We start from the raw sequence: 26,222 nt of genomic DNA, 5'->3' as shown, positions 1-26,222 counted from the left end.
CCTTATAGTTATGGCAATACTATGGTAAAGGTGCTGCCACCTAATTTACCATCGTTTTGTAGGATAAGTTCGCCGTTGTCGCCGTAATTGTTGTGAGACAGGACAATGAGTTTTGAAAAGAGTAAGCCGATACCCATTCTTCCAAATTGTGACGCTAAATCGTTGATGGGGGCTGCTGCCGCTTCAATCATTTTTTCTGGATAACCTGAAGAGTCATCAGAGATAGCAATGTATAGCTTTTGGTCGAGGATTTTGACGTCTATATCAATGGCAGCCGTTGAATAGCGAATAGCGTTACTTAATACGTCATCAATAAGGTAAGCGATTAAGTCGCGGTCGAGGCACCAGTGAAGTTCATCTTCAACATTAATATTAATTTGGATGCCTTTACTTTGGGTGTAGAGATCGTTTTGGAATACAGCAGTTTCAATCACATCACTGACTAGCTCATCGGTTGAGTTAATCATCAATCTGTCTTCTTCAACATTATATAAGGCCATCAATTGCGTGAGATTGCCGTTGAGGCGCTGCACCTGATAATTGATGTCTGATAGTTCATCACCACTTAAAGTCTTGGTTGCTTGAGGTTGATTGGCAATGGTTTGTAATGACTGAAACATCAGAGTTAATGAGTTTCGCATGTCGTAGCTGATAGCCGATAAGATCTTCTTGTAATCTATATTGTTATTATCTGATTTACTCATAAATATGTCTTATAAAAAAAGGCGTTACACGCATGTGCTTCCTATCATACCGCTTGTTAATAGCAAAAATCTAGCGCAAACCGATAATGAAAACTATGAATCTCAAGACTGGGTTAAATTAACTGAGAATTTGTCTTGCTATATTCTGTTTATGATTTATATTTAGTCTTGTTATAACCAATTAGAATATAGTGAGCGCCATTGCTAACTGGGCGTTTAACCAGTTAGCCCAAAATCGAGAGTTTTACCCCATGAAGTTACAACAGTTAAAGTACATCGTTGAAGTCAACAACAATAATTTGAATGTATCTGCGACAGCAGAAAGTCTTTTTACATCGCAACCCGGTATTAGTAAACAGGTGCGAATGCTAGAAGACGAATTAGGTATTCAAATTTTTGGACGCAGCGGTAAACATTTAACTCATGTTACTAAAGCGGGTCAGGAGATTATTAACATCTCCAATGACATACTTTCTAAAGTAGAAAGCATTAAAGCAGTTGCTTATGAACATACCAAACCAGATCAAGGTGCGTTGAATATTGCGACAACCCATACACAAGCCCGTTACGCGCTTCCTGATGTCATTGGTAAGTTCATTAAACACTACCCAAAAGTATCACTGCATATGCATCAGGGTACACCAGCGCAGATCAGTGAAATGGCGATTAAAGGCGAGGCTGATTTTGCCATTGCCACTGAGTCTATGCATTATTATGAAGATTTGGTGATGCTGCCTTGTTATCACTGGGGGCGCAGTGTTGTAGTTAATCCAGATCATCCACTGGCTAAATTAAGCCGTGTGCGAGAGCTAGAGATCGAAGATATTGCTGCCTATCCATTAGTTACCTATGTCTTTGGTTTCCAAAATAAGTCTGACTTAGAGATAGCGTTTAATGAAGCTGGGCAAGATCCTAACGTTGTATTTACGGCGACTAGTGCCGATGTTTTAAAAACTTACGTCCGCCTAGGACTTGGGGTAGGTGTACTAGCTTCAATGGCTATTGATAAAGAGTTAGATAGAGATCTCGTCGCCATAGATGTAAATCATTTATTTGGTTACGCGACGACCAAAATTGGGTTTAGACGCGGGACATTCTTACGCAGTTACATGTATGATTTCATCGAAGAGTTTGCGCCACATTTAACCAAGAATTTAGTGTCTCAAGCAGCGAGTATGCGCGATCACGAGCAAGTTGAAGCCTTGTTTAAAGATATTAAACTGCCGATGCGTTAATCAACATCCAATAGGCTACAATAAAAAAGCGGCTTAACAGCCGCTTTTTTTGTTATTTTATTTGTTAGAAATTGAGAAATTAACACTCAACGATATTAACTGCCAAACCACCGCGTGCAGTTTCTTTGTATTTACTCTTCATATCGTTACCAGTATCCCACATGGTTTTGATAACTTTATCCAAGGATACTTTGTGTTGACCGTCACCGCGCATGGCGATACGCGATGCATTAATTGCTTTTACAGCCCCCATCGCGTTACGTTCGATACAAGGAACCTGTACCAAACCGCCTACGGGATCACAAGTTAAACCTAGGTTATGCTCCATACCAACTTCGGCCGCGTTTTCCACATTATCAATAGTGCCGCCCATGATTTCAGTTAAACCTGCTGCGGCCATTGAACAAGCAACGCCCACTTCACCTTGACAACCAACCTCAGCACCAGAAATAGAAGCATTTTTCTTGTATAGAATACCGATGGCAGCAGAAGTGAGTAAGTAACGCACTGCAATTTCATCATCAACAGGTTGAATGAACTTATCAAAATAACACAATACTGCTGGAATAATTCCCGCCGCGCCGTTAGTTGGCGCTGTTACTACTTGTCCACCAGCGGCGTTTTCTTCGTTAACGGCCATCGCAAAGAGGTTGACCCAATCGATTGCCGATAGAGGATCAACGTTACTGCCTTCTTCAACTTTTAAGCGGCGATGTAAACTAGCGGCTCGGCGGCGCAGTTTTAAACCGCCAGGTAAAATGCCTTCACGGCGACAGCCACGTTCAACAGAAGCTCGCATGGTGTGCCAAATACCTGCCAAACGCTCTGACACGTCTGCTTCCGGTGCCAATACGGTTTCATTGGCCATCATCAGGGCAGAAATACTAAGGCCATGCTTGTTACATTGGGCAAGTAATTCTTCAGAGGTGTTAAAAGGGTATTTTGCAATATTGGTATCTGACTTTTCTTTACTGAAGGTTTTCATTTCCTCTTCGTCGACAATAAAGCCGCCGCCGATAGAGTAGTACACCTTACTAAAGAGTAGATCGTCTCCGTTATAGGCAAATAGCTCCATCGCGTTAGCATGTAGAGGAAGGCTCTTACGGCGATGGAAAACAATGGCGTTTTTACGCGGGAAGTCTGTTTGATGACGACCGAGTAGGTTGATGGTTTCTTCTTTGTCGACTTGCTCTAAAAAGGTATCAATAATTTCTGGATCAATAGTTTCTGGCTCAAAACCAGCTAATCCGAGGATGACGGCTTTACCAGTGCCGTGGCCGATACCAGTTTGGCCTAGTGAACCGTATAACTCGGTTTTAACGTGGGTGGTATCGTCGAGATGATTTAGGCTTTCTAAATCCTGTGTAAATCTAAACGCTGCACGCATTGGACCAACGGTATGGGAACTCGATGGCCCTATGCCAATACTAAACATATCAAATACACTGATCATAACTTTCTCTGTTGCTCATCTATTATTATCTGACGTATCTTACACTAGCCATCAATGAGACCCAACAAAATAAGTATCTTTTTTTTCACATTTGAGGAAACGTTTCCAAAAGGAAACATCTGTTTAATATCGATTAATCGTGCATGACTTTACTTAAGTTTCTAATTTTTAAATATAAATTGGTTATGAGTTGATTTGCGTCACATCAACTTTTAGCTTTAAGCGCTGTCCTGGTTGTAAATACTTTTTAACATTTAAAGCATTCCATTTAACGACATCTTTTACTTTCAAATTAAATTTTTGGGCGATTCGGGCGATAGAGTCACCGTTTTTAACGCGATAAGTAATGGTACGAACAACTTTATTACCAGGCCCTGTCGATGTGTGTTTTCCATCCAGCCAGATTACTAATTTCTTGCCAAGGCGCAGATTATCAGTAGGTGCCATGCCATTCCATTTGGCAATACTGCGATGGCTTACCTTATATTTGCGCGCGATATCCCATAAGTTATCGCCTGATTGTACGATATGCGTCGTTTTTAACTGGCCGCGCTTTTTGTTCTGCGTCGCTGCTAATCGTGAATCAGCGGAAAGCTGATAATCGCTAAGGTTGTTCGCAGCGATCGGGATTAGTAGATGTTTACCCGCACGAATATTATTACCGCTTAAATTGTTGATTTGGCGTATGATAGATGCTGTCGTTTGATGACGTTGTGCTATCTGGCCAAGCGTGTCGCCATTTTTAATTTGGTAACGAGTCCAGTGTAAACGGTCTTTTTTAGGCGTCTTTGCCAATGCTTGTTTAAATGTCTCTGATTTGGCTAAGGGTAGTAGCAGTTTAACATCACCATTTGGTGGAGTCGCCCATCGATTAAACCCTGGGTTGAGTTTATAAAGAGCTTTTAATTCCATGTCGGCTAACTTAGCTGCTAGCGCAAGGTCAATTTGCGATCCTGTACTTACCTCTGCAACTTGTTGTGTGTTAGGTAACGTTGGCCAAACAAGGTTGTATTTTTTAGGATCGTCTAGCAACTTTGCCAAAGCAAGGAGTTTAGGCACATAGTCTCGCGTTTCAGCTGGTAGTTTCAACGACCAAAAATCGGTAGGCTTTCCGAGTTTTTTGTTTTTGCGAATAGCTCGACCGACACGACCTTCACCTGAGTTATAGGCGGCTAACGCATGTAACCAGTCGCCTTTAAAGTGCTTATGTAAAAACTGTAAGTAGTCTAAAGCCGCGTGGGTCGATGCAACAATGTCACGACGTCCGTCATACCACCAATTGCTTTTTAATCCGAAACGTTTGCCTGTATCGCCAATGATTTGCCACATCCCTGAGGCCGCGCCATGTGAATAGGCAAAAGGATCAAAAGCACTTTCCACAATCGGTAGTAGGGCGATCTCTAAAGGCATGTCGCGTCGCTCAACTTCTTCGACGATAAAGAACAAATACGGCGCCGCGCGGTTTGACATGCGTTGGATATATTTTGGATGTTTCTTGTACCAGTTTAATTGACTGGTTACCGCCTTTTTATCTTCGTGCGGTAGCGAAAACTGCATTTGGATTCTATACCACAGGTTTTCAACTTCTTGCGGGGTAGGTGCTTTGACAACAGCAATAGGGGCAACTTCTTCAACAACAATAGGTGCAGGTTGTTCCACAACGGGTTGAGCTGCAATTGGTTGGTGTTTTGGTGCCGTCGTAGACTGACAGCCCATTAATCCAGAAAAGAATAATGTGGGAAATACTAAATGCTTAACTTTGTTCAAAAGAAAATCCAAAAACAATAAAATCGCGCTATTGTATCGCAATGTCAGCAAAAGCTATAGCGCTAGAAAAGTTCAATAGACGCTATTTTGCTAAAAGGTATCTTTCCAGTGCCTTAACCATTTAAAGGTTTCACTAATATCGCCATTTATTGACAGTGATAAATCAAATTGTTGATTGAGTGAATCAATTAAAGTTGGATCATTAAGGCGCATAAAAGGATTGATGGCAAGTTCAGTGTTGATGTTACTTGGAATTGTTGGTAAGTCGCGCTCGCGTTGGTGATTACAATGAGCAATGTAGTCATCTAATTCGCTAGCTGTTGGTAAGACGGACTTTGCAAATTTTAAATTGCTTAAGGTGTATTCGTGAGCACAATAAACCTTGGTCGTTGTTGGCAACTGTGAAAGTTTTTTTAGTGATGATGAAAACATCGAGGGATCGCCTTCAAACATACGCCCACATCCTCCTGAAAACAGCGTATCACCGCAAAATAGTGAATGGTTATCACAATAAGCTATATGGCCGAGCGTGTGTCCCGGCACATCAAGCACTTTTAACGTTAAGCCAAGAGACTCAATGGTGATGACATCATCTTGTGATAGCGGTTGTTGCACGACTCTTTGTGCTTCCTTAGATGGGCCGTAAACCACAACATCGGGGAATCGCTCGGTGAGCGTTGGCACGCCACCGATGTGATCGTTGTGATGGTGGGTAATTAAAATCGCGGTAAGTTGCAGCTGATGTTGCTCTAAGAAACTGATAACTTCTTTTGCTGAGCCGGGATCAACGACAACACAGTGATTGTTATCCGTTTTAGTGATCGCCCAAATATAGTTGTCGTTGAAGGCCTTGATACCTTCAACTTGGTAGAGTGATGACATTGCTAATCCAATATTATTGTTTTGTTGTCGTGCACTATAACACGACCTTCAAGGTGCATTCTAAGGCCGTTAGAAAGAACGCGCTTTTCGACATCTTTCCCTAATCGCACCATGTCCTGTGGTGTCATGCGATGACTCACTCGTGCAACGTCTTGTTCAATGATTGGGCCTTCATCTAAGTCTTGCGTGACATAATGGCAGGTCGCGCCAATGAGTTTAACTCCACGGTTATAGGCTTGGTGATAAGGTTTAGCACCGACAAAAGACGGTAGAAAACTATGGTGAATATTAATGATTTGATGATGAAAGCGATCGCACATGTTACTGGGCAATATTTGCATGTAGCGCGCGAGCACCACTGTGTCGCTATCGTATTTATCAATCAGCTCAGTGATTTGATTAAAGTGAATCGATTTATCTCGTGTCACTGGTACATGGTGATAGGGAATACCGTACCATTTAACAAGTTCACTAAAATCTGGATGATTAGAAATAACGCATGAGATATCACAATCGAGATCGCCACTATGCCATTGATTGAGAATATCAACCAAACAGTGGGATTCTTTGCTGCACATTAGTATGACTTTATTTTTCACGCCGCTGTCGGTAATTGACCAGTCGAGATTTAGCTCCTTAGCAAGCGGCGTGAACTCTTGGCGAAATTGTTCTAGTGATAATGGAAAGGTGTCCGCAGCGATCTTATGGCGCATAAAAAACCAGTTATCTTGAACGTCAGTGTGATGGTTAGCTTCGGTGATTGACCCCTGATGCTTGGCAATGAATTGGCTTATTTTTGAAACGATCCCGATTTGATCGGGGCAGGAAATAACAAGGCGGTAGTGTCTGTTCATAATTACTTATTTAAAATGAGGATTAACAGACCCTAGCACAGGAGATTGGCGGTTATAAACGATTAAGGCATCATAATAGACCAAAGGGTTAGGGCAATTGGTAATATCTTAGCTTGTAATGGGATAAAAGCTGGGTAATGATAATTGCATGAAAAATGAACTGCGTGACCAATTACAGCTTTTCACCATCGAGAGTCCTTGCATTGGCATATGTGAGGTCAACAATCGCGGCTATTGTAAGGGATGTTTTCGAAGTCGCGATGAACGCTTTTATTGGCATCGATTGAGTGACGCTGACAAAAGTAAGGTTATTCGCCTCTGTCAGCGTCGTAAGCGCAGAAAGCAATCGCAAAGTAAAGGCGGTGATGATTCCCCATCACCAAACCTTTCCTTATTTTAATCAACCAGCGTTCGGGTTTATTAAATTACTTTTGTGCGTTGAGTGCTTGTCCGTTTGTTTCAATGCTGTCGTCAGACATTAGATATAAATAGACAGGCATAATTTCTAATGGTGTTTTTAGCGTTTTAGCATCTTCACCTGGATAAGCACGTGAGCGCATTTGGGTAGCAGTAGCGCCCGGGTTAATAGAATTAACGCGTACATTTGTACCACTCACTTCATCAGCAAGCGTTTCCATCATGCCTTCGGTGGCGAATTTAGAAATGGCGTACCCCCCCCAAAATGCGCGCCCTTTACGACCAACGCCGCTAGAGGTGAAAATAACAGAACTGTTTTTAGTTGCGCGTAAAAGTGGCAACAGGGCTTGCGTCATAATAAATGGCGCTTTGACATTAACTTGCATAATGTCGTCGAAACTATCTTCTTCAATTTCATCAAATGGTGAAAGTACCGTCAAAATTGAAGCGTTGTGCAAGACGCCATCTAAACGCCCGAACTGCTGTTCTATGGTATCAGCCATATCTAAGTAGTTTTGACGCGTTGCCCCTTTAAGATCAAGCGGAATAATTGCTGGCTGTGGGTAACCCGCATTGGTGATTTCATCATAAACTGCTTCTAATTTAGCGACGGTTTTTCCTAATAAAATAACAGTAGCGCCATGCTCAGCATAGCTTAGCGCCGCTTGGCGGCCGATACCGTCGCCAGCACCGGTAACAAGAATAACACGTTCGTGTAGGGCATTTTTTTGACAAGTAAAATCAAACATTAAGAGTTTCCTGATGATAGGTTTTAGAGCATTTTACCTAAATGAAATTCCAGCTTTAAACGCATGTTTTAAATATTTGGCTGAATTTGCAGCAAATTTTACTTAAATTAGTGCTTTAAAGGTGTAGATTATTGGCTTTCTTTAGGTTAAGTTGAGCCTAATCTGTAACAATTATCCAAAATTGCTCTCGAAATTTGGCGCTATTCTAGCAAGCTTATCGAGAGAATTAAAAATAATAACTAAAGGAAATGGAGAATTTTATGAAAAAGTTAATGCTTAGTGTGGCAGTTGCTAGTGCACTAGGGCTAACAGCTTGTGGTGGCGGTGATACCGTTGCTGAAATTAAAGAAGAAGTCATTGATAACGGTGGTCAACAACTACCACTTTCACGCATCGATTACGATCCTGCCAACGCGATAGTTCCCGTTCCTAACGATTTATTATTTAGTGGTACGACTGACGGCACTTTAAATATGCCAGGTGAAACTGTACCTGCGGGCGCTGCAATTAACTACTACGATCCATCAACAGCTATTGGCGCATTAGATGGTTGGTCAACTGTAGCACCAATGTCAATTAACGTAAAAATGGCACAAGGCGTTAGCTTAGAGCCAACAAGTGTGTCACAAGCTGGTGCGGTGCGTGTATTTGAAGCAACGCTAGGCGGTCCGTTATCTCCGGATGCTGAATGTACTACAGCGCCTTCAGTGAGTGCATGTAAGATTGGTGAAGAATTAACCTTTGGTGTTGATTTTGTTACCACAGTATCTGGCAGCCAAATTGTAATGGTGCCAATTAAGCCATTTAAAGCCAAACAAGGTTACTTAGTTGCAGTGACGAATCTAGTAACAGATTCTAACGGGAATGCACTTGCGCCGTCTTCTACTTATGAGTCTGTGCGTATCGATGTCAATACTAAACCTCTTCCTTTACCGAGTCAGTTAAGTCTTCAAACTTTAATTAATTCATATGAAAATGCACTAGATGGTGCTGGTGTAGATAAAGATTCTTTAGTGTATTCTGCTGGCTTTACGACGCAATCAACTAGCGATGTATTTGATGTGGCTAAGTTAGGTATGCTGGCGAGCGCGCCAGTGATTACGCCGTTTACATCGACAACATTCACTGCTGGTCAAATGCTTGTTGGTGCTGGTGCGGTTGATCCTAGTACACCTGCCGGTAAACAGGCATTTGATAGTGCAAGTCGCGCAATGATGTACAACGCAACATTGAATGCGCCACAATATCTGAAAACACCAACTGCAGCTGGCTGTAAGACAACGGCAGAGATGCCAACGCCAAACCCAGTTAATTGTCCAGAACTATTTAGTCGCTTTGAAGCGATGGGTGATAGTCCGATTACGGTAGTTGGTGCACTACAATCAGGTGTTCTTTCTGCTGAATCATTTGCAGCGCAATACGCTCCACAAGCACAAGCATTGGGTCGTGGTGCATTTGACAACAATCCAGCTAACCTTGTTGGTATGACGTTTACCGTTGAAGTTGAAGTGAATGGCCAAAAAGTCAATGTACCTTTAGATCAAGTACGCCATTTAACGAAATTTAATCCACTACCTAAAGTGCAGTCAGTCGCGCAAATTCCAATGTTAATTTCTGTGCCTAATGAAGCAGTAATTAATGCTGGTCGCGCAGCACGTGGCGAAGATCCAATTGAGATGCCTGCAGCAGGTTGGCCGGTAATGATTTACCAACACGGTATTACAACCACCAAAGAAACTTTATTGCCGTTTGCTGGCGCGATGGCGGAAGCGGGTATCGTTGTCGTTGCAATCGATCATCCATTGCACGGCGCTCGTGTTGGTCAAATGACGACACCACTAGGCGTGTTGCCAATTGGTGCTTCTGATACTAAAGTTGGCGAGCAAACAATTCCGGGTAATTCTACGACTTACCTAAACCTTGCAAGTTTGCTAACTGCACGTGATAACCTACGTCAATCAGAAATGGATTTGCTGGCCTTGCGTCTTGCACTTAATGCTAAAGCAAACGACCCTTCACTAAAGATTGATCCAACAAACGTTAGTTTCTACGGTCACTCGTTAGGCGCGATTACTGGTGTGAGCTTTGTAGCTAACGCTAACCGTCCGCTATCTATCGAAGTTCCAGGTAACCCTTACGGTATTAAAGCCGCGTCATTCCTAGCACCTGGCGGTGGTATTCCTGGCTTCTTATTAGAGTCTGGTTCATTCGGTGGTACAGTTAAAGATGGTTTAACTTCATCATCTACGTTCCAAGATCTGTTGGCAAGCACAGCTGCAGCACAAGGTATTACCGCAGATCAACTAGCTGCATTAAAAGAAGCCAATGCACCACAATATACAGCGTTAGTTGACGCTGTATATGGTCCATTCTCGGCGCAATTTGCTTTTGCAGCACAGACGGCGGTTGATGCAAGTGATCCGATTAACTACGGCAGTATGATTGCTGGCAACACTGATGCTATGCACGTGATGGAAGTTGTGGGCGATGGTGCTGATAATCTGCCTGACCAAGTTGTACCAAACCAAGCGAAAAATTCACCGCTGTCAGGTACCGAGCCGCTTGCTAAACTAATGGAGCTGATTTCAGTATCTGAAACCATGATGAATGCTGATGGTATGAAAGGTATCGTTCGCTTTACTGATGGTCATCATAGCTCTATCTTAACCAATGATGTGACGCGTGGCGGTACTACGGTTGAAGGTAACACTAAAGTTCTTTTAGAAATGCAAAGTGAATTAGCCACCTTTATCGGTAGTGGCGGTAAAGTCATCCCAGTGACTGATGCAACGGTTGTTAAGCAATAAATAACAACTGCACTCACAAAAATGCCGCTTGATAGCGGCATTTTTTATGGAATAGAGAAAGTCTAAGATAATTTTCGTTAAACGGTTTTAACTCTCGTCATCATTGCGCACACGTGGCTTACGCTTCATTGGGATATGGCCCACTTCAACACTATCAACAAACGACTTATCGAGCTTTTTCGCTTTCGCTTTAAGTGCGGGCTTATTACTAGCTTTCTTAATTGCTGATAATCTTTTTACAACTGGCTTACGCTTAGCTGGTGCTTTAGGTTTTAATCCTTTAAAACGCGCTTTTAAGCCTTCAATTGTGTCAAACTTAAACTTCGTTTTGAGTAATAATTGAATACGCTCGAAGCTTGCCCAATCTTTTTTACTCACCAAACTAATAGCTACGCCTGAGTTGCCAGCCCGGCCTGTACGACCGATACGATGGATATAGTCTTCAGGGTGTTTAGGTAAATCAAAGTTCACAACATGACTGACGTGTTTGATATCAAGACCACGTGCTGCGATATCTGTTGCCACCAGTACCTTGGTCACCGTACGCTTAAAATCGTCCATTACCTTATTACGTTGGGCTTGCGGTAAATCACCGTGCAATGCAGCCGTATTAACGCCTTGTTCACAAAGTAAGGCAGCTAAGCGATCAGAGTCTGCTTTAGTAGCTGTAAAGATAAGCATTTGCTCGAATTCGTCTTTACAAATCGCGCTTAACTGCGCTTGTTTGTGATCTAGGTGGTCACTTAACAAAATTCGCTGGCTAATGTTTTTGTGTTTATCGGTACTATGACCAATCTCGATGCGTTTCGCATCTTTTAGTACTTCAACACTGAGGGATTTAATAGCTTGGTCATCAATAGTTGCTGAAAACAGCATTGTTTGACGCTTGCGGTGATCGGCATTGTTGTTGATATGACGCAGGGCGGTAGCAAAGCCCAAATCTAACATGCGATCAGCTTCATCAAGGACCAATACTTCTAATGCGTGCAGCGCAATATGACGATGCTCTAAGTGATCTGCCATACGGCCAGGCGTGCCGATGATGATATCAGGCTCTTTACGCAAAACCTTTGCTTGTTCGTTAAAACTCTCACCACCAACAATGAGTGATGCTTTTAAATTTGTGCTGCCAGTGAGCTTTTTAAAATCTTGATAAACCTGAAATGCTAACTCGCGTGTTGGTGCCAAAATCAAGGCGCGAGGATCGCGCTTTGAAAATGCTTTTTGGCGTAAAAGTCGCTGCATGATCGGTAGCAAAAATGCGACGGTTTTTCCCGAACCAGTTTGTGAAGATGCAAGGATATCTTTACCGGCAATTGCAACGGGAATTGCTTCATTTTGGATCGGAGTAGGTTGGGCAAAACCGAGGTGTTCGATGGAAGCAGTTAGGCGTTTATCAAGCCCGAAATTTGAAAAAGACAATGGCAATCCAATAGCTGAAAAATAGTGGCGCTAGTATAAATGTAACCGAGTTTGAACACCAATAATTCTCTTCAATTATGCTAGCGAGCGCAGGAAAAAACAGGGCGAAAAGTGTGACAATATGGTAGAAGTTTCCACAGAGTTGGAAATAACCTAGGAAAATAAGAGTTTTTATTTTTATTGCGGGGTGTTTGGTTCGTAGTTGTGTAAAAGCCAATTTATATGGCTTTTTAGTTTCGTTGTAATGTGCTACATTTGTGATGTTAAAGGGTGTTTTGGAGTGTTTTTTGAATATTTCTGACAGAATTACAGAGCAATTAATCGCAAATTGCGACGATTCAATAAGTCGAATAAATGATTTAGCAATTAAAGGGTTTCACGTGCGCCTTGGCGTAAAGAAAATTGACGCCCCTCGTCTTGCTAGCTTCTATTTTTTTTATCGCATTGGTGGTAGAAATGGTCGACAGGTAAATTATTTTATTGGCAATAGTGAGAACATGGATGCTGGTTTAGCGAGGCGAATCGCATTGCAAATTCAGCCTCATGTTGAAGCGGGAAAAGACATCGCAAAAATGAAATTTGAGGCGGAAAAAGAGCAAGTTCGTCTCAAAGATTTTTGGCGTTATTTAGGTCGCGATTACATCAATGATCGTTACTCGCGCGGTGGTGAAATTTGCACGATGATCGAGAAGCATATTTTACCAGCGATCGGTAGCGTTCATTTAACAAAATTAAGTGAACGTATTATTGTTCTGCGAGTGGTCCATCCATTAATAGAACAAAATAAAAGCTCACTGGTTAAGTCCTTGATGAGTTATTTCAAGCAACTGCTGTTGTTTGCGGTACAAAAGGAATATCTCAATCAATTGCCTCTTCAGACGACGATTCAGGTCCCTAAACAAATCATTAAAGATGAAAGTAAAGAAATGAGCTCGTTAACGGGAGCACAGCTTAAAGGGATCTATTATCGGGCGCACAAAGACACCAGCCAGAGTGCTTATCTGTTTACGTTGCAACTGCAAATACTCTCAGGTCAAACATTGGCGACTATTTGCCGTGCATTTAGGCAAGATATTAAGGGAAATAAATGGTTGTTGCGGGGAAGAGATGGTAAATTAAGCGGCGTGGTGATTCCATTAGATGGGCCGCTAAAAAAATTATTAAAACAAGGTGTTAAAAGTTTTAGTAATGCTCAAAGCCTTTACTTATTGCCAGGTAAAGGCGCAAGGGCGAAAGCGGATAAAGGCATGGATCCTAAGAGCCTAGCCAAGCTGCAACAACAGTTTATTAAAGAAGTGCACAATCATAAGTGCTCAATGAGCCAGCTGTTGAAAGACATTGAAAAGGCGATGATAAGTCTCGGCATTGAGCCGCGTGTTGTCGCTTATTTGTTTCATCGCAAACTAGAAAGTTACTTAGCGCTTGATGCAGACGATCCTATGGTCCAACAAGGATTAAATCAGTGGTATCGAGGCTAATGCTAAAGCACAATGTAAAAACAACCAATAAAGTAGAAAGTATTCCATGAAAAGTGAAATTATTGCGCAAATGCGTGTATTACCGACAATTGATATTGAATTCGAAATAAGTCGTCGCGTTAGTTTTATTAAGCAATCACTGCTAAGTAGTGGTGCAAAATCGTTAGTTTTAGGTATTAGCGGTGGTATTGATTCGACGCTAACTGGTCGTTTAGCGCAATTGGCTGTTAATGAGCTAAATAGTGAAACCGAAACCAGTGATTATGCGTTTTACGCCGTGCGCTTGCCATACGGCGAGCAAAAGGATGAAGATGAAGCACAAATGGCGGTAAGCTTTATTGAGCCGAGTAAAGCATTAACCATTAATGTTAAAGAAGCGGCAGATGCCTTAGATGCGCAAACGTTATTAAATGACTTAGCCGTTGGAGAGCAGGTAAACAAAGATTTTGTCAAAGGTAATCTGAAAGCGCGTATGCGTATGTCAGCGCAGTATCATGTTGCTGGCCTGGTTGGCGGCTTGGTGATTGGTACCGATCATTCAGCGGAGAACATCACTGGTTTCTATACTAAATTTGGTGATGGCGCTTGCGATCTTGCGCCATTATTTGGTCTTAATAAACGTCAGGTAAGAGCCTTAGCCAAACATCTAGGTGCACCTGCGTTACTCGTTGAAAAAGCACCAACGGCGGATTTAGAATGCGATCAGCCTCAGTTGAAAGATGAAGATGCACTGGGTATGACTTATGACCAAATCGATGACTTCTTAGAAGGTAAAACAGTTGATAAAGATGTTGAAGATAAATTAATTGCGATTTATCAGCGTACCGAGCACAAGCGTCAACCCATTCCAACAGTGTACGATATGTAATACTGACCTTGTGTAATAAACGACAAAACGGCGCTTAAAAGCGCCGTTTTTGTGTTTGTGTTGTTAATTAACCTAAGGCTTTACTGAACAGTAAGCACCTTACAAGTGTTAGTTCCACCAACAGTTTCCATGGCATCGCCGCAGGTAAACATCACAACATCACCAGTTTCAACATGGCCATCTAATTTAAGTTGCGCAATGGCTGCCATTGTTAACTTGTCGTATTCTACGGTTGTAGAATCAAAGAATACTGAATAAACCCCGCGATATAACGCAGCCGCGGCTAATGTCGCATGATGACGTGACAAACAATAGATCGGCATGTGCGAACTAATACGCGACATCAGTTTTGGTGTACGACCAGACTCACTTAGCGAGACAATAGCTTTCACGCCTGTCAGATGGTTTGCTGCATACATGGTTGATAGCGCAATCGTTTCTTCAATAGTTGTAAACTCTTCTGATACACGATGGCGTGATTTTGCAATAGAAGGGTGGCTTTCAGCACCTAAACATACATTCGCCATCGCTTGAACAGTTTCAATCGGGTAATCACCAGCAGCGGTTTCAGCTGATAGCATTACTGCATCAGTACCATCAAGTACGGCGTTTGCGACGTCCATTACCTCAGCACGTGTTGGCATTGGGTTTGAAATCATCGATTCCATCATCTGCGTAGCGGTAATGACCACACGATTTAAGGTACGAGTACGTACGATGATGTTTTTCTGAACTGCCACCAATTCTGCGTCGCCGATTTCAACACCAAGATCGCCACGAGCAACCATCACAGCATCAGACGCTAGAATGACATCGTCTAGTGCTTCATCGGTTGCTACTACCTCAGCACGTTCAATTTTTGCCACTAGCTTAGTGCTAAGACCCGCTTTCTCTGCCAAGTTACGAGCATAACGCATTTCATCGCCATTACGTGGGAATGATACCGCCAAATATTCAACGCCAATCTCAGCGGCAGTTAGAATGTCTTGCTTGTCTTTTTCCGTTAGGGCAGGCGCGGTTAAACCACCGCCTTTCTTGTTGATGCCTTTGTTGTTTGATAAAGGACCACCAATTACTACCTCGGTGATCACTTTACTGCCTTCGATACCAGTAACTTTTAATTGAACACGGCCATCATCGAGTAATAATAAGTCACCAGGCGCAACATCATTAGGTAGTTCTTTGTAGTCAAGACCAACTTGCTGTGCATCGCCAGCGTCTTTATCTAGCTCTGCGTCTAAGGTGAATGTATCACCAATGTTAAGCATGACTTTTTTATCTTTAAATCGTGCAACACGGATTTTAGGGCCTTGTAGATCACCCAAGATGCCTACATAAGTATTTAATTTCTTTGCCGCGGCACGTACCATGTTGGCGCGATCGATGTGATCTTGTGCGGTGCCGTGGGAGAAATTCAAACGGACAACGTTGGCGCCAGCTTTAATAAGATTTTCCAATACTTCTGGTGTATCAGTTGATGGCCCCAAGGTGGTTAAGATTTTTGTACGTCTATACATAATATTCCTAGTAGTTTTATTGCCACGTTTATTTGTCGAGTAGTTTGTTAAAACGAGATTCTTTGATCCCTTGTTTTACTTTTTGTAAGTTGTCGCGGAATTTGCTGCCGCGGCGCAGTGTAAATCCTGTTGCTAGTACATCTATGATCACTAGTTGACCGATGCGTGATGCCATAGGCATGTATAAATCGGTGTCTTCCGGAATTTCGGTGGAAATGACCAAGTTACACTCGTTGGCTAGCGGAGAATCAGTCGCAGTGATGCCAATAACTGTCGCATCGTTCTCTTTTGCGATAATTGCTAGTTCAACAAGGGACTTTGTACGCCCTGTATGTGAAATTAAGATGACAACGTCACCATCACTTGAGTTAATACAACTCATTCGCTGCATCAACTCATCTTGAAAGCTCTGAACTGGTACGTTAAAGCGGAAAAATTTGTTAAGGGCATCTTGGGCTACCACTGCTGACGCACCATGGCCGAAAAACGAAATTTGTTTCGACTGGGTAAGAATATCGACAGCGCGATTGATGGTGGCGGTATCTACCATTTGACGACTGCGATCTAGACTAGCGAGGGTTGCCTCGTAAATTTTGTTGGTGTAATCCTCAACGCTATCGCTTTCTTCAACGTGGCGATTTACATAAGGAGTACCATTGGCGAGGCTTTGTGCTAGGTGTAATTTAAAATCAGGGAATCCTTTAGTATCCATTCTACGGCAAAAACGGTTAACCGTTGGTTCACTTACGTCAGCTAATTTAGCTAATGTAGCGATACTAGAATGAATCGCGGACTTAGGGGAGGCGAGAATAGCGTCGGCTACTTTGCGCTCTGAGCGACTTAATTTATTTAAATTAAGTTGGATTTGCTCTAAAACATTCATAAAAACAATGCCTGTAATTAATTTACAGGGAATATGACATAATATTGAGGCGTTTTGCAACGGGGTTGGCACTTTTTCTGTAATTAAATTACAAAAAAGTACCAACTTTGTGAGCTATTTTGGTGGTTTGAAGTTCAATGATTGAATAGAGTCATAGACTTTTTGTGCTTTATCATCGAGATCAGCAATAGAGCCTCCTTGCTTTTTAACTTCAGCTGTTAATGAGCTATAGATGTTAGCTTTAAGTCCGTATTTTATTGCGACTTGAGCCCATACATAGGACAACTTCGGTTTACTCGATTGATAAAAGTAAGTAGATAGTGACGCAAAAATGCCATGATCTAATGTGTCTAAATCTTGTTGGGTAAGATATGAAAGCGCTTTGTAATGGGCTTTAGCGGCTTTTTTTCGGTCACGCTTGTCATAGTATGACGCCATCATCATTTGTAATTGGGTGGTTTGTAATTCACCTTTTTTATCAAGCTTTAATAAGCGGTCTATTTTCTTGTCATCGCCGTCTTGCGCCCAATGATAGTATAAAAGCTGCGGAAGCTGGCTATTTTTGGTCAGTTGCTCAAGTTTTTCTATTTCAGCGACTGAATTAACAAAACTTGCTGCTTTTGTTGGATCGCGGTCTTTAAGGTTTTTACGCTTGATATTGGATGCTGTTTCGATACATTCACTAAACTTTTTCCAATTTATCAGGCTGTTATAAAGGTTTTCTTCGTCCTCAGGGTCAACGATTTGTTGGTAGCGATTGCGGATCAGGCTAGATCTTTCCTGTTTACACCAGCCTTTGGTTTCTATATCCATACAGATTTCTGGGTGATCATCGCAGATGCCATAGATACTCTTTTCGTCACTAAAACATCCTGTTAGCGATAACGAAATAATGCTTGTTATCAATGTCGCTTTTTTTGTATTCAACTTTCAGTCCTGATTAAAATATTACATTTTAATAAATCCGCCTAAACCCTAGTAATATAAGGCTTTCTGCTATAGAATAGCCGCCAATTTTAGAGGCGTCATCATTGCGAATTTCAGTAGGTTTAACCACTATTATTTTAAATGATGTAGGCTGGATGTAATCATCCAAATTAAATTACTAGTGTTGGTGATATGGTCGTTATGACTTATTGCCAATACTGAGTTAATAACACTTTACGTATTATTTATTCGCTTTACAAATTTAGACCAATTAAGGAAGCTTTAATGACTCAAGATAAACATTTGAACAGCTGGCAAGAACGTCAGGAACTCGCTGAAGCAATGCAACCATTGTTAGGTAAACTGTTCCGTCAGCAAGGTGTTGAAATCACTGTTTACGGTCGTCCGTTACTTACTGCCTCTACTATCGATATTATCAAAGCACACCGTAACGTTCGTCAGCACACTGGCGAGAAATTACGTTTACGTGAGTCTTTCCCATTATTACAAGCGATCACAGAGTTAAACATTGCTCAAGCGCGTATCGATCTTGGTAAAATTGCTATTAAATTTGCTCAGCAGCACGGTACTGACTATGAAAAAGCAAATGAATTCCTAACTGAAGAGTTAAGCGAATTAATCGGTAAAGGCGAAGAGGCTGAGCCACGTGACGTTGTACTTTACGGTTTCGGCCGTATCGGTCGTTTATTAGCACGTCTGCTTATTGAGCGCAGCGGTCAAGCGAACGTAATGCGCCTGCGTGCAATCGTAGTACGTGGTAAAGGTGGTGATTTAGAAAAACGCGCTAGCTTACTACGTCGTGATTCAGTACACGGTCCTTTCAATGGCTCAATCGAAGTTGATGAATCTAACAACGCATTAATCGCTAACGGAAACTACATCCAAGTGATTTACGCTAACTCTCCTGATTCTGTTGATTACACTAAATACGGCATTAACAACGCGCTTGTGGTTGATAACACCGGTATTTGGACTGACGAAGCTGGTCTATCTGAGCATCTTAAATCTACTGGCGCTTCTAAAGTGCTACTAACTGCTCCTGCGAAAGGTGATATCGATAACATCGTTTACGGTGTGAATGATTCAATGATTGGTGATTCACGCATCGTAAGTGCGGCGAGTTGTACCACTAACGCCATTACACCAGTCCTGAAAGCAATGGATGATAAATTCGGCATTGTAAACGGTCACATCGAAACAGTTCACTCGTACACTAACGATCAGAACTTAATCGATAACTACCACAAGTCACCACGTCGTGGTCGTAGTGCTCCGTTAAACATGGTTATTACGTCAACGGGTGCTGCTAAAGCCGTAGCCAAAGCGCTTCCTGTTCTTGCTGGCAAGTTAACTGGTAACGCAATTCGTGTTCCTACACCTAACGTTTCAATGGCGATCATGAACTTGAACTTGAAAGAAGGCACTAACGTAGAAGAGTTAAACACCTATCTACGTGACATGGCACTTCACTCAGAGTTACAAGATCAAATTGATTTTACGACTTCAAGCGAAATCGTATCAACTGACTTAGTTGGTAACCGTTACGCTGGTGTTGTTGACTCAAAAGCAACCATTACTAGCGACAACAGCTGTGTACTATACGTATGGTACGACAACGAGTTTGGTTACAGCTGTCAGGTAGTGCGCGTAATGCGTAACATGCTTGGCCTAGATTACCCAACACTGCCACGTGCCTAAGTAATCCGGTGTTAAGAGAAAGCCAATGAAGTAATTCATTGGCTTTTTTGTTTTACTTTTTATTTTAAAAGAAATTTCAATCAATTAAATTTGTTATCTGGCTAAAGTCTAACCACGATTGACTGTACATCTTTGTTTTGTACTGTATTATCCAGAGATTAATTAAAGTTTAGCAATCCGATAGGGGATCTACATGCGTATTATCTTATTAGGCGCACCGGGCGCTGGTAAAGGCACTCAAGCACAATTTCTAATGGATACTTTTGGTATTCCACAAATCTCGACTGGTGACATGCTGCGCGCAGCTGTAAAAGCGGGCACGCCTTTGGGTCTAGAAGCTAAAAAGGTAATGGATGCAGGTCAACTTGTATCAGACGAGTTAATCATTGGATTAGTAAAAGAGCGTGTAGCGCAAGACGATTGTGCCAAAGGTTTCCTTCTAGACGGATTCCCACGTACTATTCCACAAGCTGACGCGATGAAAGAGAATGGTATCGACGTTGATCATGTAGTAGAGATTGACGTGCCAGATGAAGAAATTGTTAAGCGTATGAGTGGTCGTCGTGTTCACGCTGGCTCTGGCCGTGTTTACCACGTTGTTTACAATCCACCAAAAGTTGCTGACATTGATGACGTAACAGGTGAAGCGCTTTCTATCCGTCCAGATGATGAAGAGGCGACTGTACGTAAGCGTTTAGGTATTTATCACGATCAAACTAAGCCATTAGTTGAGTATTACACTAAAGCTGCTGAAGCTGGCTTAAACAAGTACCATAGCTTAGACGGTACTCAAGCGGTTAGTGATGTAAGTGAAAAGATCAAATCACTACTTGCTTAAGCTTAATGATTTAACGGAAAACCAGTCACCGCGACTGGTTTTTTTATGCCTTTAGTTTGCGTAAAACGTGATGTGGTTAACATGAGTCACATTATTGAGTATTGACACTAATTCATCGCAATTTTTTATTCGTGTGTGCCCAGAGATTGAGCTAGAATAGCGGCGTTTGCTCAAATGGCTAATCATTTGGGCTTTTTTAATTTTATTAGGCGATTTCATGAAATTTCCCGGTCAACGCAAAATTAAGCACTATTTTCCCGTAACAACGCCAAAAGCGGCGCATCAAGTTAATAAAAGCCAAAAAATCGAGAGTCACATCTGTGGTATCGATCAGACGCTGGTAGATATTGAAGCGCCTGTGAGTCAAGACTTTCTAGATCGTTTTGACTTGATCAAAGGGACATCGTGCTTGGTGGACGATGCCCAAGCGGAAACTATTTACGGTGCATTATTGGATGCTGATAGTATTAGTCATGAATTTGCTGGCGGGACTATCGGCAACACGCTACACAATTTCTCAGTCTTATCAGATAACCGCAGTGTGTTATTTGGCGTGATTAGTGATCCCATTCGCGCTAAGGGTTATGCCTATAAATACTTGTGTAATACCTCATCGAAAGTGGACTTAGATTATTTGCAGCCGGTTTCAGGTCCTATTGGCCGTTGTTTTACCCTGATCAGCGAAGATGGTGAGCGTACGTTCGCCTTTAACCAAGGTATGGCCAACGCATTAACGCAAGAGAACGTTGACGAAAATGTCATAGCGAAATCTTCAGCCTTGGTGATCAGTGCTTATCTGATGCGTGTAGGTGAGGGTGACACCATCAATACGGCGACGCTAAGTGCTGTCGAGCTGGCGAACAAACACGATGTCCCAGTAGTATTGTCACTTGGAACTAAGCAATTGATTGCTGAGAACCCAAGCTGGTGGCTTGAGTTTATTGAGAAACACGTGTCAGTGGTAGCGATGAACGAAGAAGAAGCTGAAACCTTGACTGGCTTTGATGATCCCCTGCTAGCTAGTGAAAAAGCACTGACGGTTTGTGATTTAGTATTGTTAACTGCTGGATCAGAAGGGCTCTATCTATCTGGTTATACTGATTTTGATCTTAAGCGAGAAACTAAAAACCCACTGAAAACAGGTAAAATTGCCGATTTTAACCAGTTTGAATTTAGCCGCGCCATGACTAAAGCAGACTGTAGTGAACCTATGATGGTATTTTCTCACATTGAGCCTTACATGGGCGGTCCTGAGAAAATTAAGAATACCAATGGTGCAGGTGATGGCGCGTTATCAGCGTTGCTCCACGATATGGCGGCTAATCACTATCACAAGCAGCACTTTCCGAACTCGAGTAAGCACATCAAAAATGCATTAACTTATTCGTCGTTTGCGCAGGTATGTAAATATTCAAACCGCGTAAGTTTTGAAATGCTAAACCAACATTCACCGCGTCTATCTAAAGGCCTACCAGAGCGCGAAGATTCATTAGAAGAAGCGTATTGGGAGCAATAAGCCTGCCTAAAGCTTTTAACTAAAACGGGCCAGCATTTGCTGGCCCTTTTTTTTATAGGTGAAAACTTAGTAGCTATCGTTATGAACTGCAGCGACAGCACGTCCTGATGGCTCATTCATGTTTTGGAAACTCTCATCCCACGCTAGTGCTTCTGGCGTTGAACAGGCAACCGACTTGCCACCTGGCACACATTTGGCAGCAGTTTCATTTGGGAAGTGCTGCTCGAAAATGGTTCTAAATAAGTAGCCCTCTTTACTGTCTGGCGTGTTGTGTGGGAATTTAAATGCCGCATTCTCTAGTTGCGCATCCGATACTACTTCGTCCGCGTGTGCTTTTAGTTCATCAATCCATGAATAACCAACGCCGTCAGAGAATTGTTCTTTCTGACGCCATGCAACTGATTGTGGCAGCATGTCAGAGAAGGCTTCACGTAAGATATGTTTTTCCATACGATCTTTGGTGATCATTTTCGCATCAGGATTTTGACGCATTGCAACATCAACAAATTCCTTATCTAAGAATGGTACGCGGGCTTCAACGCCCCACGCAGACATGGCTTTATTCGCACGGGCACAATCAAACATATGGAGTTTGTTTAGTTTGCGCACAGTTTCTTCGTGGAACTCTTGTGCGTTTGGTGCTTTATGGAAGTAGAGGTAACCGCCAAGTAATTCATCGGAGCCTTCACCAGAAAGTACCATCTTAATGCCCATTGCCTTGATTTTACGCGCCATTAAGTACATCGGCGTAGAAGCGCGAATCGTCGTTACATCATAAGTTTCAAGATGATAGATAACATCTTTAATGGCGTCTAAACCTTCGCGGATCGTAAAATGAACAGGGTGGTGCACTGTGCCTAAGTGATCTGCAACTTCTTGAGCTGCTACGAGATCTGGAGAGCCTTCAAGACCAACCGCAAACGAATGAAGCTGAGGCCACCAAGCGCTTGACTCATCGTTGTCTTCTACGCGTTTTTTGGCAAATTGTTGAGTGACAGCTGAAATTACTGAACTATCTAAACCACCTGACAATAGTACACCGTAAGGGACATCTGACATCAGTTGACGCTTAACACTGTTTTCTAGCGCTGTTTTTAATGCTGCAGGGCTGGCATCATTGTCTTTAACTGCATCGTATTCAGTCCAATCACGCTGGTAGTACTTAACGAGTTTACCTTCTTTCGAATCGTAGTAATGGCCAGGAGGGAATTCTTCAACGGTTTTACACACAGGTACCAATGCCTTCATTTCTGACGCGACATAGAAGTTACCGTGCTCATCATAGCCCGTGTACATAGGAATGATACCAATGTGGTCGCGACCAAGTAGGTAGCGATCTTGCGTTTCGTCATATAAAGCGAATGCGAACATACCGTTTAGCTTATCTAAGAAGTCGCTGCCGTGTGCCTGATAGAGCGCTAAGATAACTTCACAGTCTGATTTGGTTTGGAATGGGTAATCTGGGTACTCAGCACCAAGCTCTTTGTGGTTATAGATTTCACCGTTTACCGCTAGGATGTTGTTGCCAGCTTCGTTGTATAGTGGTTGTGCGCCATTATCGATGTCAACAATCGCTAAACGCTCATGCGCTAAAATCGCTTTGTCTGAAGCATAGATCCCCGACCAATCTGGGCCACGGTGGCGCATTAGCTTAGACATTTCTAAAGCGGTTTCACGCAGTTGTGCGGGATCAGACTTTAGATCGAAGATAGAAAAGATAGAACACATACAAAAATTCTCCTAACGCCACGGGGGCAAATTTATAATAGGCAATAAAAAGCTAGCACGATTTACAGCAGTCACTATATAGCGCTTAATTTGGCGGTAAGTTGAAGGGTGGTTAATCAAAGTGCGCGTTGCGCTAATTCGTTTAACTCACAATATTTATTGGTGTCGTACTTAAGTACAATCTATGTCGTAAATATTGTTGATTTTTATAATCTTGCAAACTTTATAACTAAAGGGTTTATTAATGTCAACGTTAATATACAATCGTTATTAAGTTTTTTTCGACGAATAGAAATATTATGTCTTTTCAATGGATTAGTTTATTACTTTTCATACCAACTTTAGTCGTAGCTAGTGAGCCCTTAATGTCAATTAAGGCAGTAGAGCGTTTGTGTCGGTTGCAAAGTGAAGAGCTCCTTGTTGAACAAGGCTTAATGGTTGATAAGTGGACGAGTGAGTTTTTTAACGGCGAACGTACCTTCAATGTTGACGGTCGTTGGAAAACTAATGGCGGGGTGTTTTTAGTCGAATGTGAAGCACCATTTGGCGGAGCACCTGAGACAATGACGTTAGAGATCACAAAAGAAAAGGCGCTTGGATAAGCGCCTTTGTGATTTATTCAGGAGAGTAGCCTGCACTACCTAAAATATTGTTATCTAGGACAGCAACTTGTTGCCCATTGTGGTCTGCCACACTCAGTCGACCATCGACAAACCAGTTAACGACCAATGGATAGATGCGATGTTCCTGCTCGTGGACACGAGAGGCAAGATCATCGGCACTATCTTCTGGGAACACCGGCACTTTTGCTTGCAGCACGACTGGACCGCCGTCAAGCTCAGCTGTTACGAAATGTACGCTAACACCGTGCTCGGTATCACCCGCATCAATAGCGCGTTGGTGAGTATTGAGGCCCTGATATTTAGGCAGTAATGACGGGTGGATGTTTAGCATTCGTCCGGCGAATTTCTCTGTGAATTGAGGCGTTAGAATACGCATAAATCCAGCAAGAACCACCAAGTCCGCTTCAAACTTGTCGATGGCGTGTGCAAGCTCAACATCGTAAGCTTCACGACTCTCGAAATCGCGATGACTGATCACCGCACTTTCGATGTTGTGATTTGCCGCGCGCTCTAAGCCGTAAACGTCAGCTTTATTAGAAATAACGCCAACGACATCACCAGCAATCTGTTTGGCTTCGCAAGCATCAATGATGGCTTGTAAGTTACTGCCGTTGCCGCTAATTAATACCACAATTCTTTTTGACATCAATATTCTCTTTTACAACACATTTCTGTGACAACAAATAGATACTAAGCGATTGTAACTTGCTCTTCGTCACCATTACGAGTAGCAATGTCACCGATATGCCACGCATTTTCACCAAGTTCTTTAAACTGTGATAAAGCGCTCTCTAATTCATTTTGAGGAACAACCAAGATCATGCCGACGCCACAGTTAAAAGTACGGTACATTTCGTACGTTTCGATGTTACCTTTTTCTTGTAACCAATTAAAGATTACCGGCCATTGCCAGCTGTCACCCTTAATGTTGGCTTTTAGGTTGCTTGGCAGTACGCGTGGAATGTTTTCCCAGAAGCCGCCACCAGTAATGTGTGACAGAGCGTGCACATTGTGTTTTTCGATGACTTCTAGGCAGTTTTTAACGTAGATGCGCGTTGGCTCCATTAAGTGATCAGCAATTGATTTACCGTCTAGTTCAGTTGCTGGATCTTCACCGCTAACTTCAAGTACTTTGCGGATCAATGAGAAACCATTTGAGTGTGGACCTGATGAGGCTAGGGCGATTAGTGCATCACCATCGCTGACTTTGGTTCCGTCAATCACATCTTCTTTTTCAACAACACCCACACAGAAACCAGCCATGTCGTAATCGTCACCGTGGTACATGCCTGGCATTTCGGCTGTTTCGCCGCCAATTAATGCACAACCCGATAATTCACACCCTCTGCCAATGCCGGTAACTACTTGAGTAGCTACATCAACATCCAGTTTTGCTGTTGCGTAATAATCAAGGAAGAATAGTGGCTCTGCACCTTGCACGATAAGATCGTTAACACACATACCAACAAGATCGATACCAACACTCTCGTGACGCTTTAAATCAATCGCTAAGCGCAATTTAGTACCGACACCGTCAGTGCCAGATACCAATACTGGCTCTTTATATTTAGTCGGTAACTGACATAACGCGCCAAAACCACCAATATTACCCATTACTTCTGGACGATGTGTGCGTTTTACAACACCTTTAATGTTATCAACCAGTGCATTACCTGCGTCGATATCTACACCAGCGTCTTTGTAACTTAAGGATTTTGAGTTGCTCACGAGAAATTTCCTGCTTAGCCATAAAAATTGCGCGTATTCTAGCGTAATGTCTTAGGATAGAACACGAAAAAATGAGATTTATTTCACGTTTTTTTTGGCGTTTGTGC

At 42.4% G+C, this 26,222-nt stretch carries 22 protein-coding genes; 9 read left to right on the top strand and 13 right to left on the bottom strand.

The features are described from left to right. Window positions 1–8 precede the first annotated feature (8 nt). The gene (locus MHM98_RS10120) at window positions 9–704 is read right to left on the bottom strand and encodes a HAMP domain-containing sensor histidine kinase (protein ID WP_239439154.1); all 696 of its coding nucleotides are present in this window, start codon (window positions 702–704) and stop codon (window positions 9–11) included. A gap of 251 nt (window positions 705–955) precedes the next feature. On the opposite strand from MHM98_RS10120, the gene cysB reads away from it, so the two are divergent. Then, a complete protein-coding gene (gene cysB, locus MHM98_RS10115) occupies window positions 956–1,939 on the top strand; it encodes an HTH-type transcriptional regulator CysB (RefSeq protein ID WP_239439153.1) in 984 nt (327 codons plus the stop codon). Between the two features lie 79 nt (window positions 1,940–2,018). On the opposite strand, the gene MHM98_RS10110 is transcribed toward cysB, so the two are convergent. From MHM98_RS10110 to purU, 4 genes are all read right to left on the bottom strand, one after another. Beyond that, the gene (locus MHM98_RS10110) at window positions 2,019–3,392 is read right to left on the bottom strand and encodes an L-serine ammonia-lyase (protein ID WP_239439152.1); all 1,374 of its coding nucleotides are present in this window, start codon (window positions 3,390–3,392) and stop codon (window positions 2,019–2,021) included. Between the two features lie 183 nt (window positions 3,393–3,575). Further along, the gene (locus tag MHM98_RS10105; RefSeq protein ID WP_239439151.1) at window positions 3,576–5,159 is read right to left on the bottom strand and encodes a LysM peptidoglycan-binding domain-containing protein; all 1,584 of its coding nucleotides are present in this window, start codon (window positions 5,157–5,159) and stop codon (window positions 3,576–3,578) included. A gap of 90 nt (window positions 5,160–5,249) precedes the next feature. Continuing rightward, window positions 5,250–6,041, bottom strand: coding sequence for a hydroxyacylglutathione hydrolase (gene gloB, locus MHM98_RS10100; protein WP_239439150.1), 792 nt, complete (start codon window positions 6,039–6,041; stop codon window positions 5,250–5,252). Between the two features lie 2 nt (window positions 6,042–6,043). Continuing rightward, the gene (gene purU, locus MHM98_RS10095) at window positions 6,044–6,895 is read right to left on the bottom strand and encodes a formyltetrahydrofolate deformylase (protein ID WP_239439149.1); all 852 of its coding nucleotides are present in this window, start codon (window positions 6,893–6,895) and stop codon (window positions 6,044–6,046) included. A gap of 148 nt (window positions 6,896–7,043) precedes the next feature. On the opposite strand from purU, the gene MHM98_RS10090 reads away from it, so the two are divergent. Further along, entirely contained in the window at window positions 7,044–7,295 is a 252-nt protein-coding gene (locus tag MHM98_RS10090) for a DUF1289 domain-containing protein (protein ID WP_275441516.1), read from the top strand. Window positions 7,296–7,320: 25 nt separating this feature from the next. Here MHM98_RS10090 and MHM98_RS10085 read toward each other — a convergent pair whose 3' ends face one another. Next, the gene (locus MHM98_RS10085; protein WP_239439148.1) at window positions 7,321–8,061 is read right to left on the bottom strand and encodes a YciK family oxidoreductase; all 741 of its coding nucleotides are present in this window, start codon (window positions 8,059–8,061) and stop codon (window positions 7,321–7,323) included. A gap of 260 nt (window positions 8,062–8,321) precedes the next feature. Here MHM98_RS10085 and MHM98_RS10080 point away from each other — a divergent pair, with 260 nt between their 5' ends. After that, window positions 8,322–10,868 carry a VolA/Pla-1 family phospholipase gene (locus tag MHM98_RS10080; RefSeq protein WP_239439147.1) on the top strand — a complete coding sequence of 849 codons (2,547 nt, stop codon included), beginning with the start codon at window positions 8,322–8,324 and terminating at the stop codon, window positions 10,866–10,868. Window positions 10,869–10,955: 87 nt separating this feature from the next. On the opposite strand, the gene MHM98_RS10075 is transcribed toward MHM98_RS10080, so the two are convergent. Next, complete coding sequence (locus MHM98_RS10075) at window positions 10,956–12,290, bottom strand: DEAD/DEAH box helicase (protein ID WP_239439146.1); 1,335 nt, start codon at window positions 12,288–12,290, stop codon at window positions 10,956–10,958. A 287-nt stretch (window positions 12,291–12,577) separates the two neighbouring features. Here MHM98_RS10075 and MHM98_RS10070 point away from each other — a divergent pair, with 287 nt between their 5' ends. Next, complete coding sequence (locus MHM98_RS10070) at window positions 12,578–13,768, top strand: hypothetical protein (protein ID WP_239439145.1); 1,191 nt, start codon at window positions 12,578–12,580, stop codon at window positions 13,766–13,768. A gap of 46 nt (window positions 13,769–13,814) precedes the next feature. Next, window positions 13,815–14,636: an ammonia-dependent NAD(+) synthetase gene (gene nadE / locus MHM98_RS10065; RefSeq protein ID WP_239439144.1), complete on the top strand. Its 822-nt coding sequence runs from the start codon at window positions 13,815–13,817 to the stop codon at window positions 14,634–14,636. Window positions 14,637–14,716: 80 nt separating this feature from the next. Here nadE and pyk read toward each other — a convergent pair whose 3' ends face one another. The 3 genes from pyk to MHM98_RS10050 form a co-directional block, all read right to left on the bottom strand. After that, window positions 14,717–16,153, bottom strand: coding sequence for a pyruvate kinase (pyk, locus tag MHM98_RS10060; RefSeq protein WP_239439143.1), 1,437 nt, complete (start codon window positions 16,151–16,153; stop codon window positions 14,717–14,719). A 28-nt stretch (window positions 16,154–16,181) separates the two neighbouring features. Further along, window positions 16,182–17,036: a MurR/RpiR family transcriptional regulator gene (locus MHM98_RS10055; RefSeq protein WP_239439142.1), complete on the bottom strand. Its 855-nt coding sequence runs from the start codon at window positions 17,034–17,036 to the stop codon at window positions 16,182–16,184. 114 nt (window positions 17,037–17,150) lie between these two features. Beyond that, window positions 17,151–17,963: a DUF2989 domain-containing protein gene (locus MHM98_RS10050; protein WP_239439141.1), complete on the bottom strand. Its 813-nt coding sequence runs from the start codon at window positions 17,961–17,963 to the stop codon at window positions 17,151–17,153. Window positions 17,964–18,248: 285 nt separating this feature from the next. Here MHM98_RS10050 and MHM98_RS10045 point away from each other — a divergent pair, with 285 nt between their 5' ends. From MHM98_RS10045 to MHM98_RS10035, 3 genes are all read left to right on the top strand, one after another. Then, the gene (locus tag MHM98_RS10045; RefSeq protein ID WP_239439140.1) at window positions 18,249–19,682 is read left to right on the top strand and encodes a glyceraldehyde-3-phosphate dehydrogenase; all 1,434 of its coding nucleotides are present in this window, start codon (window positions 18,249–18,251) and stop codon (window positions 19,680–19,682) included. Between the two features lie 193 nt (window positions 19,683–19,875). Then, on the top strand, window positions 19,876–20,520 hold the full coding sequence (gene adk / locus MHM98_RS10040; protein WP_239439139.1) for an adenylate kinase: 645 nt from the start codon (window positions 19,876–19,878) through the stop codon (window positions 20,518–20,520). 217 nt (window positions 20,521–20,737) lie between these two features. Then, on the top strand, window positions 20,738–22,036 hold the full coding sequence (locus MHM98_RS10035) for an inosine/guanosine kinase (RefSeq protein WP_239439138.1): 1,299 nt from the start codon (window positions 20,738–20,740) through the stop codon (window positions 22,034–22,036). A 66-nt stretch (window positions 22,037–22,102) separates the two neighbouring features. On the opposite strand, the gene asnB is transcribed toward MHM98_RS10035, so the two are convergent. Continuing rightward, complete coding sequence (gene asnB / locus MHM98_RS10030; protein WP_239439137.1) at window positions 22,103–23,764, bottom strand: asparagine synthase B; 1,662 nt, start codon at window positions 23,762–23,764, stop codon at window positions 22,103–22,105. 365 nt (window positions 23,765–24,129) lie between these two features. Between asnB and MHM98_RS10025 the strand changes: the two genes are divergently transcribed. Next, window positions 24,130–24,366, top strand: a complete 237-nt coding sequence (locus MHM98_RS10025) for a hypothetical protein (protein ID WP_239439136.1) — start codon at window positions 24,130–24,132, stop codon at window positions 24,364–24,366. Window positions 24,367–24,379: 13 nt separating this feature from the next. On the opposite strand, the gene purN is transcribed toward MHM98_RS10025, so the two are convergent. Next, the gene (gene purN, locus MHM98_RS10020; RefSeq protein WP_239439135.1) at window positions 24,380–25,036 is read right to left on the bottom strand and encodes a phosphoribosylglycinamide formyltransferase; all 657 of its coding nucleotides are present in this window, start codon (window positions 25,034–25,036) and stop codon (window positions 24,380–24,382) included. Between the two features lie 41 nt (window positions 25,037–25,077). Beyond that, window positions 25,078–26,115 (bottom strand): phosphoribosylformylglycinamidine cyclo-ligase, encoded by a 1,038-nt coding sequence (gene purM / locus MHM98_RS10015; protein ID WP_239439134.1) that lies wholly within the window; start codon window positions 26,113–26,115, stop codon window positions 25,078–25,080. Between the last annotated feature and the right edge of the window lie 107 nt (window positions 26,116–26,222).

Source organism: Psychrobium sp. MM17-31 (assembly GCF_022347785.1).
In the GTDB taxonomy this organism is placed as follows: domain Bacteria; phylum Pseudomonadota; class Gammaproteobacteria; order Enterobacterales; family Psychrobiaceae; genus Psychrobium.
Note: the sequence above shows the minus strand (reverse complement) of the source record. Positions and strands in the feature narration are given on the sequence as shown.

Excerpts from the sequence above, each read along its gene's own strand:
- MHM98_RS10035 (WP_239439138.1), top strand. The coding sequence starts at position 20,738 with ATGAAATTTCCCGGTCAACGCAAAATTAAGCACTATTTTCCCGTAACA.
- MHM98_RS10120 (WP_239439154.1), bottom strand. The coding sequence starts at position 704 with ATGAGTAAATCAGATAATAACAATATAGATTACAAGAAGATCTTATCG.
- MHM98_RS10090 (WP_275441516.1), top strand. The coding sequence starts at position 7,044 with ATGAAAAATGAACTGCGTGACCAATTACAGCTTTTCACCATCGAGAGT.
- MHM98_RS10045 (WP_239439140.1), top strand. The coding sequence starts at position 18,249 with ATGACTCAAGATAAACATTTGAACAGCTGGCAAGAACGTCAGGAACTC.
- MHM98_RS10055 (WP_239439142.1), bottom strand. The coding sequence starts at position 17,036 with ATGAATGTTTTAGAGCAAATCCAACTTAATTTAAATAAATTAAGTCGC.
- gloB (WP_239439150.1), bottom strand. The coding sequence starts at position 6,041 with ATGTCATCACTCTACCAAGTTGAAGGTATCAAGGCCTTCAACGACAAC.
- asnB (WP_239439137.1), bottom strand. The coding sequence starts at position 23,764 with ATGTGTTCTATCTTTTCTATCTTCGATCTAAAGTCTGATCCCGCACAA.
- MHM98_RS10085 (WP_239439148.1), bottom strand. The coding sequence starts at position 8,061 with ATGTTTGATTTTACTTGTCAAAAAAATGCCCTACACGAACGTGTTATT.
- purU (WP_239439149.1), bottom strand. The coding sequence starts at position 6,895 with ATGAACAGACACTACCGCCTTGTTATTTCCTGCCCCGATCAAATCGGG.
- MHM98_RS10080 (WP_239439147.1), top strand. The coding sequence starts at position 8,322 with ATGAAAAAGTTAATGCTTAGTGTGGCAGTTGCTAGTGCACTAGGGCTA.
- cysB (WP_239439153.1), top strand. The coding sequence starts at position 956 with ATGAAGTTACAACAGTTAAAGTACATCGTTGAAGTCAACAACAATAAT.
- adk (WP_239439139.1), top strand. The coding sequence starts at position 19,876 with ATGCGTATTATCTTATTAGGCGCACCGGGCGCTGGTAAAGGCACTCAA.
- pyk (WP_239439143.1), bottom strand. The coding sequence starts at position 16,153 with ATGTATAGACGTACAAAAATCTTAACCACCTTGGGGCCATCAACTGAT.
- MHM98_RS10025 (WP_239439136.1), top strand. The coding sequence starts at position 24,130 with ATGTCAATTAAGGCAGTAGAGCGTTTGTGTCGGTTGCAAAGTGAAGAG.
- nadE (WP_239439144.1), top strand. The coding sequence starts at position 13,815 with ATGAAAAGTGAAATTATTGCGCAAATGCGTGTATTACCGACAATTGAT.
- MHM98_RS10110 (WP_239439152.1), bottom strand. The coding sequence starts at position 3,392 with ATGATCAGTGTATTTGATATGTTTAGTATTGGCATAGGGCCATCGAGT.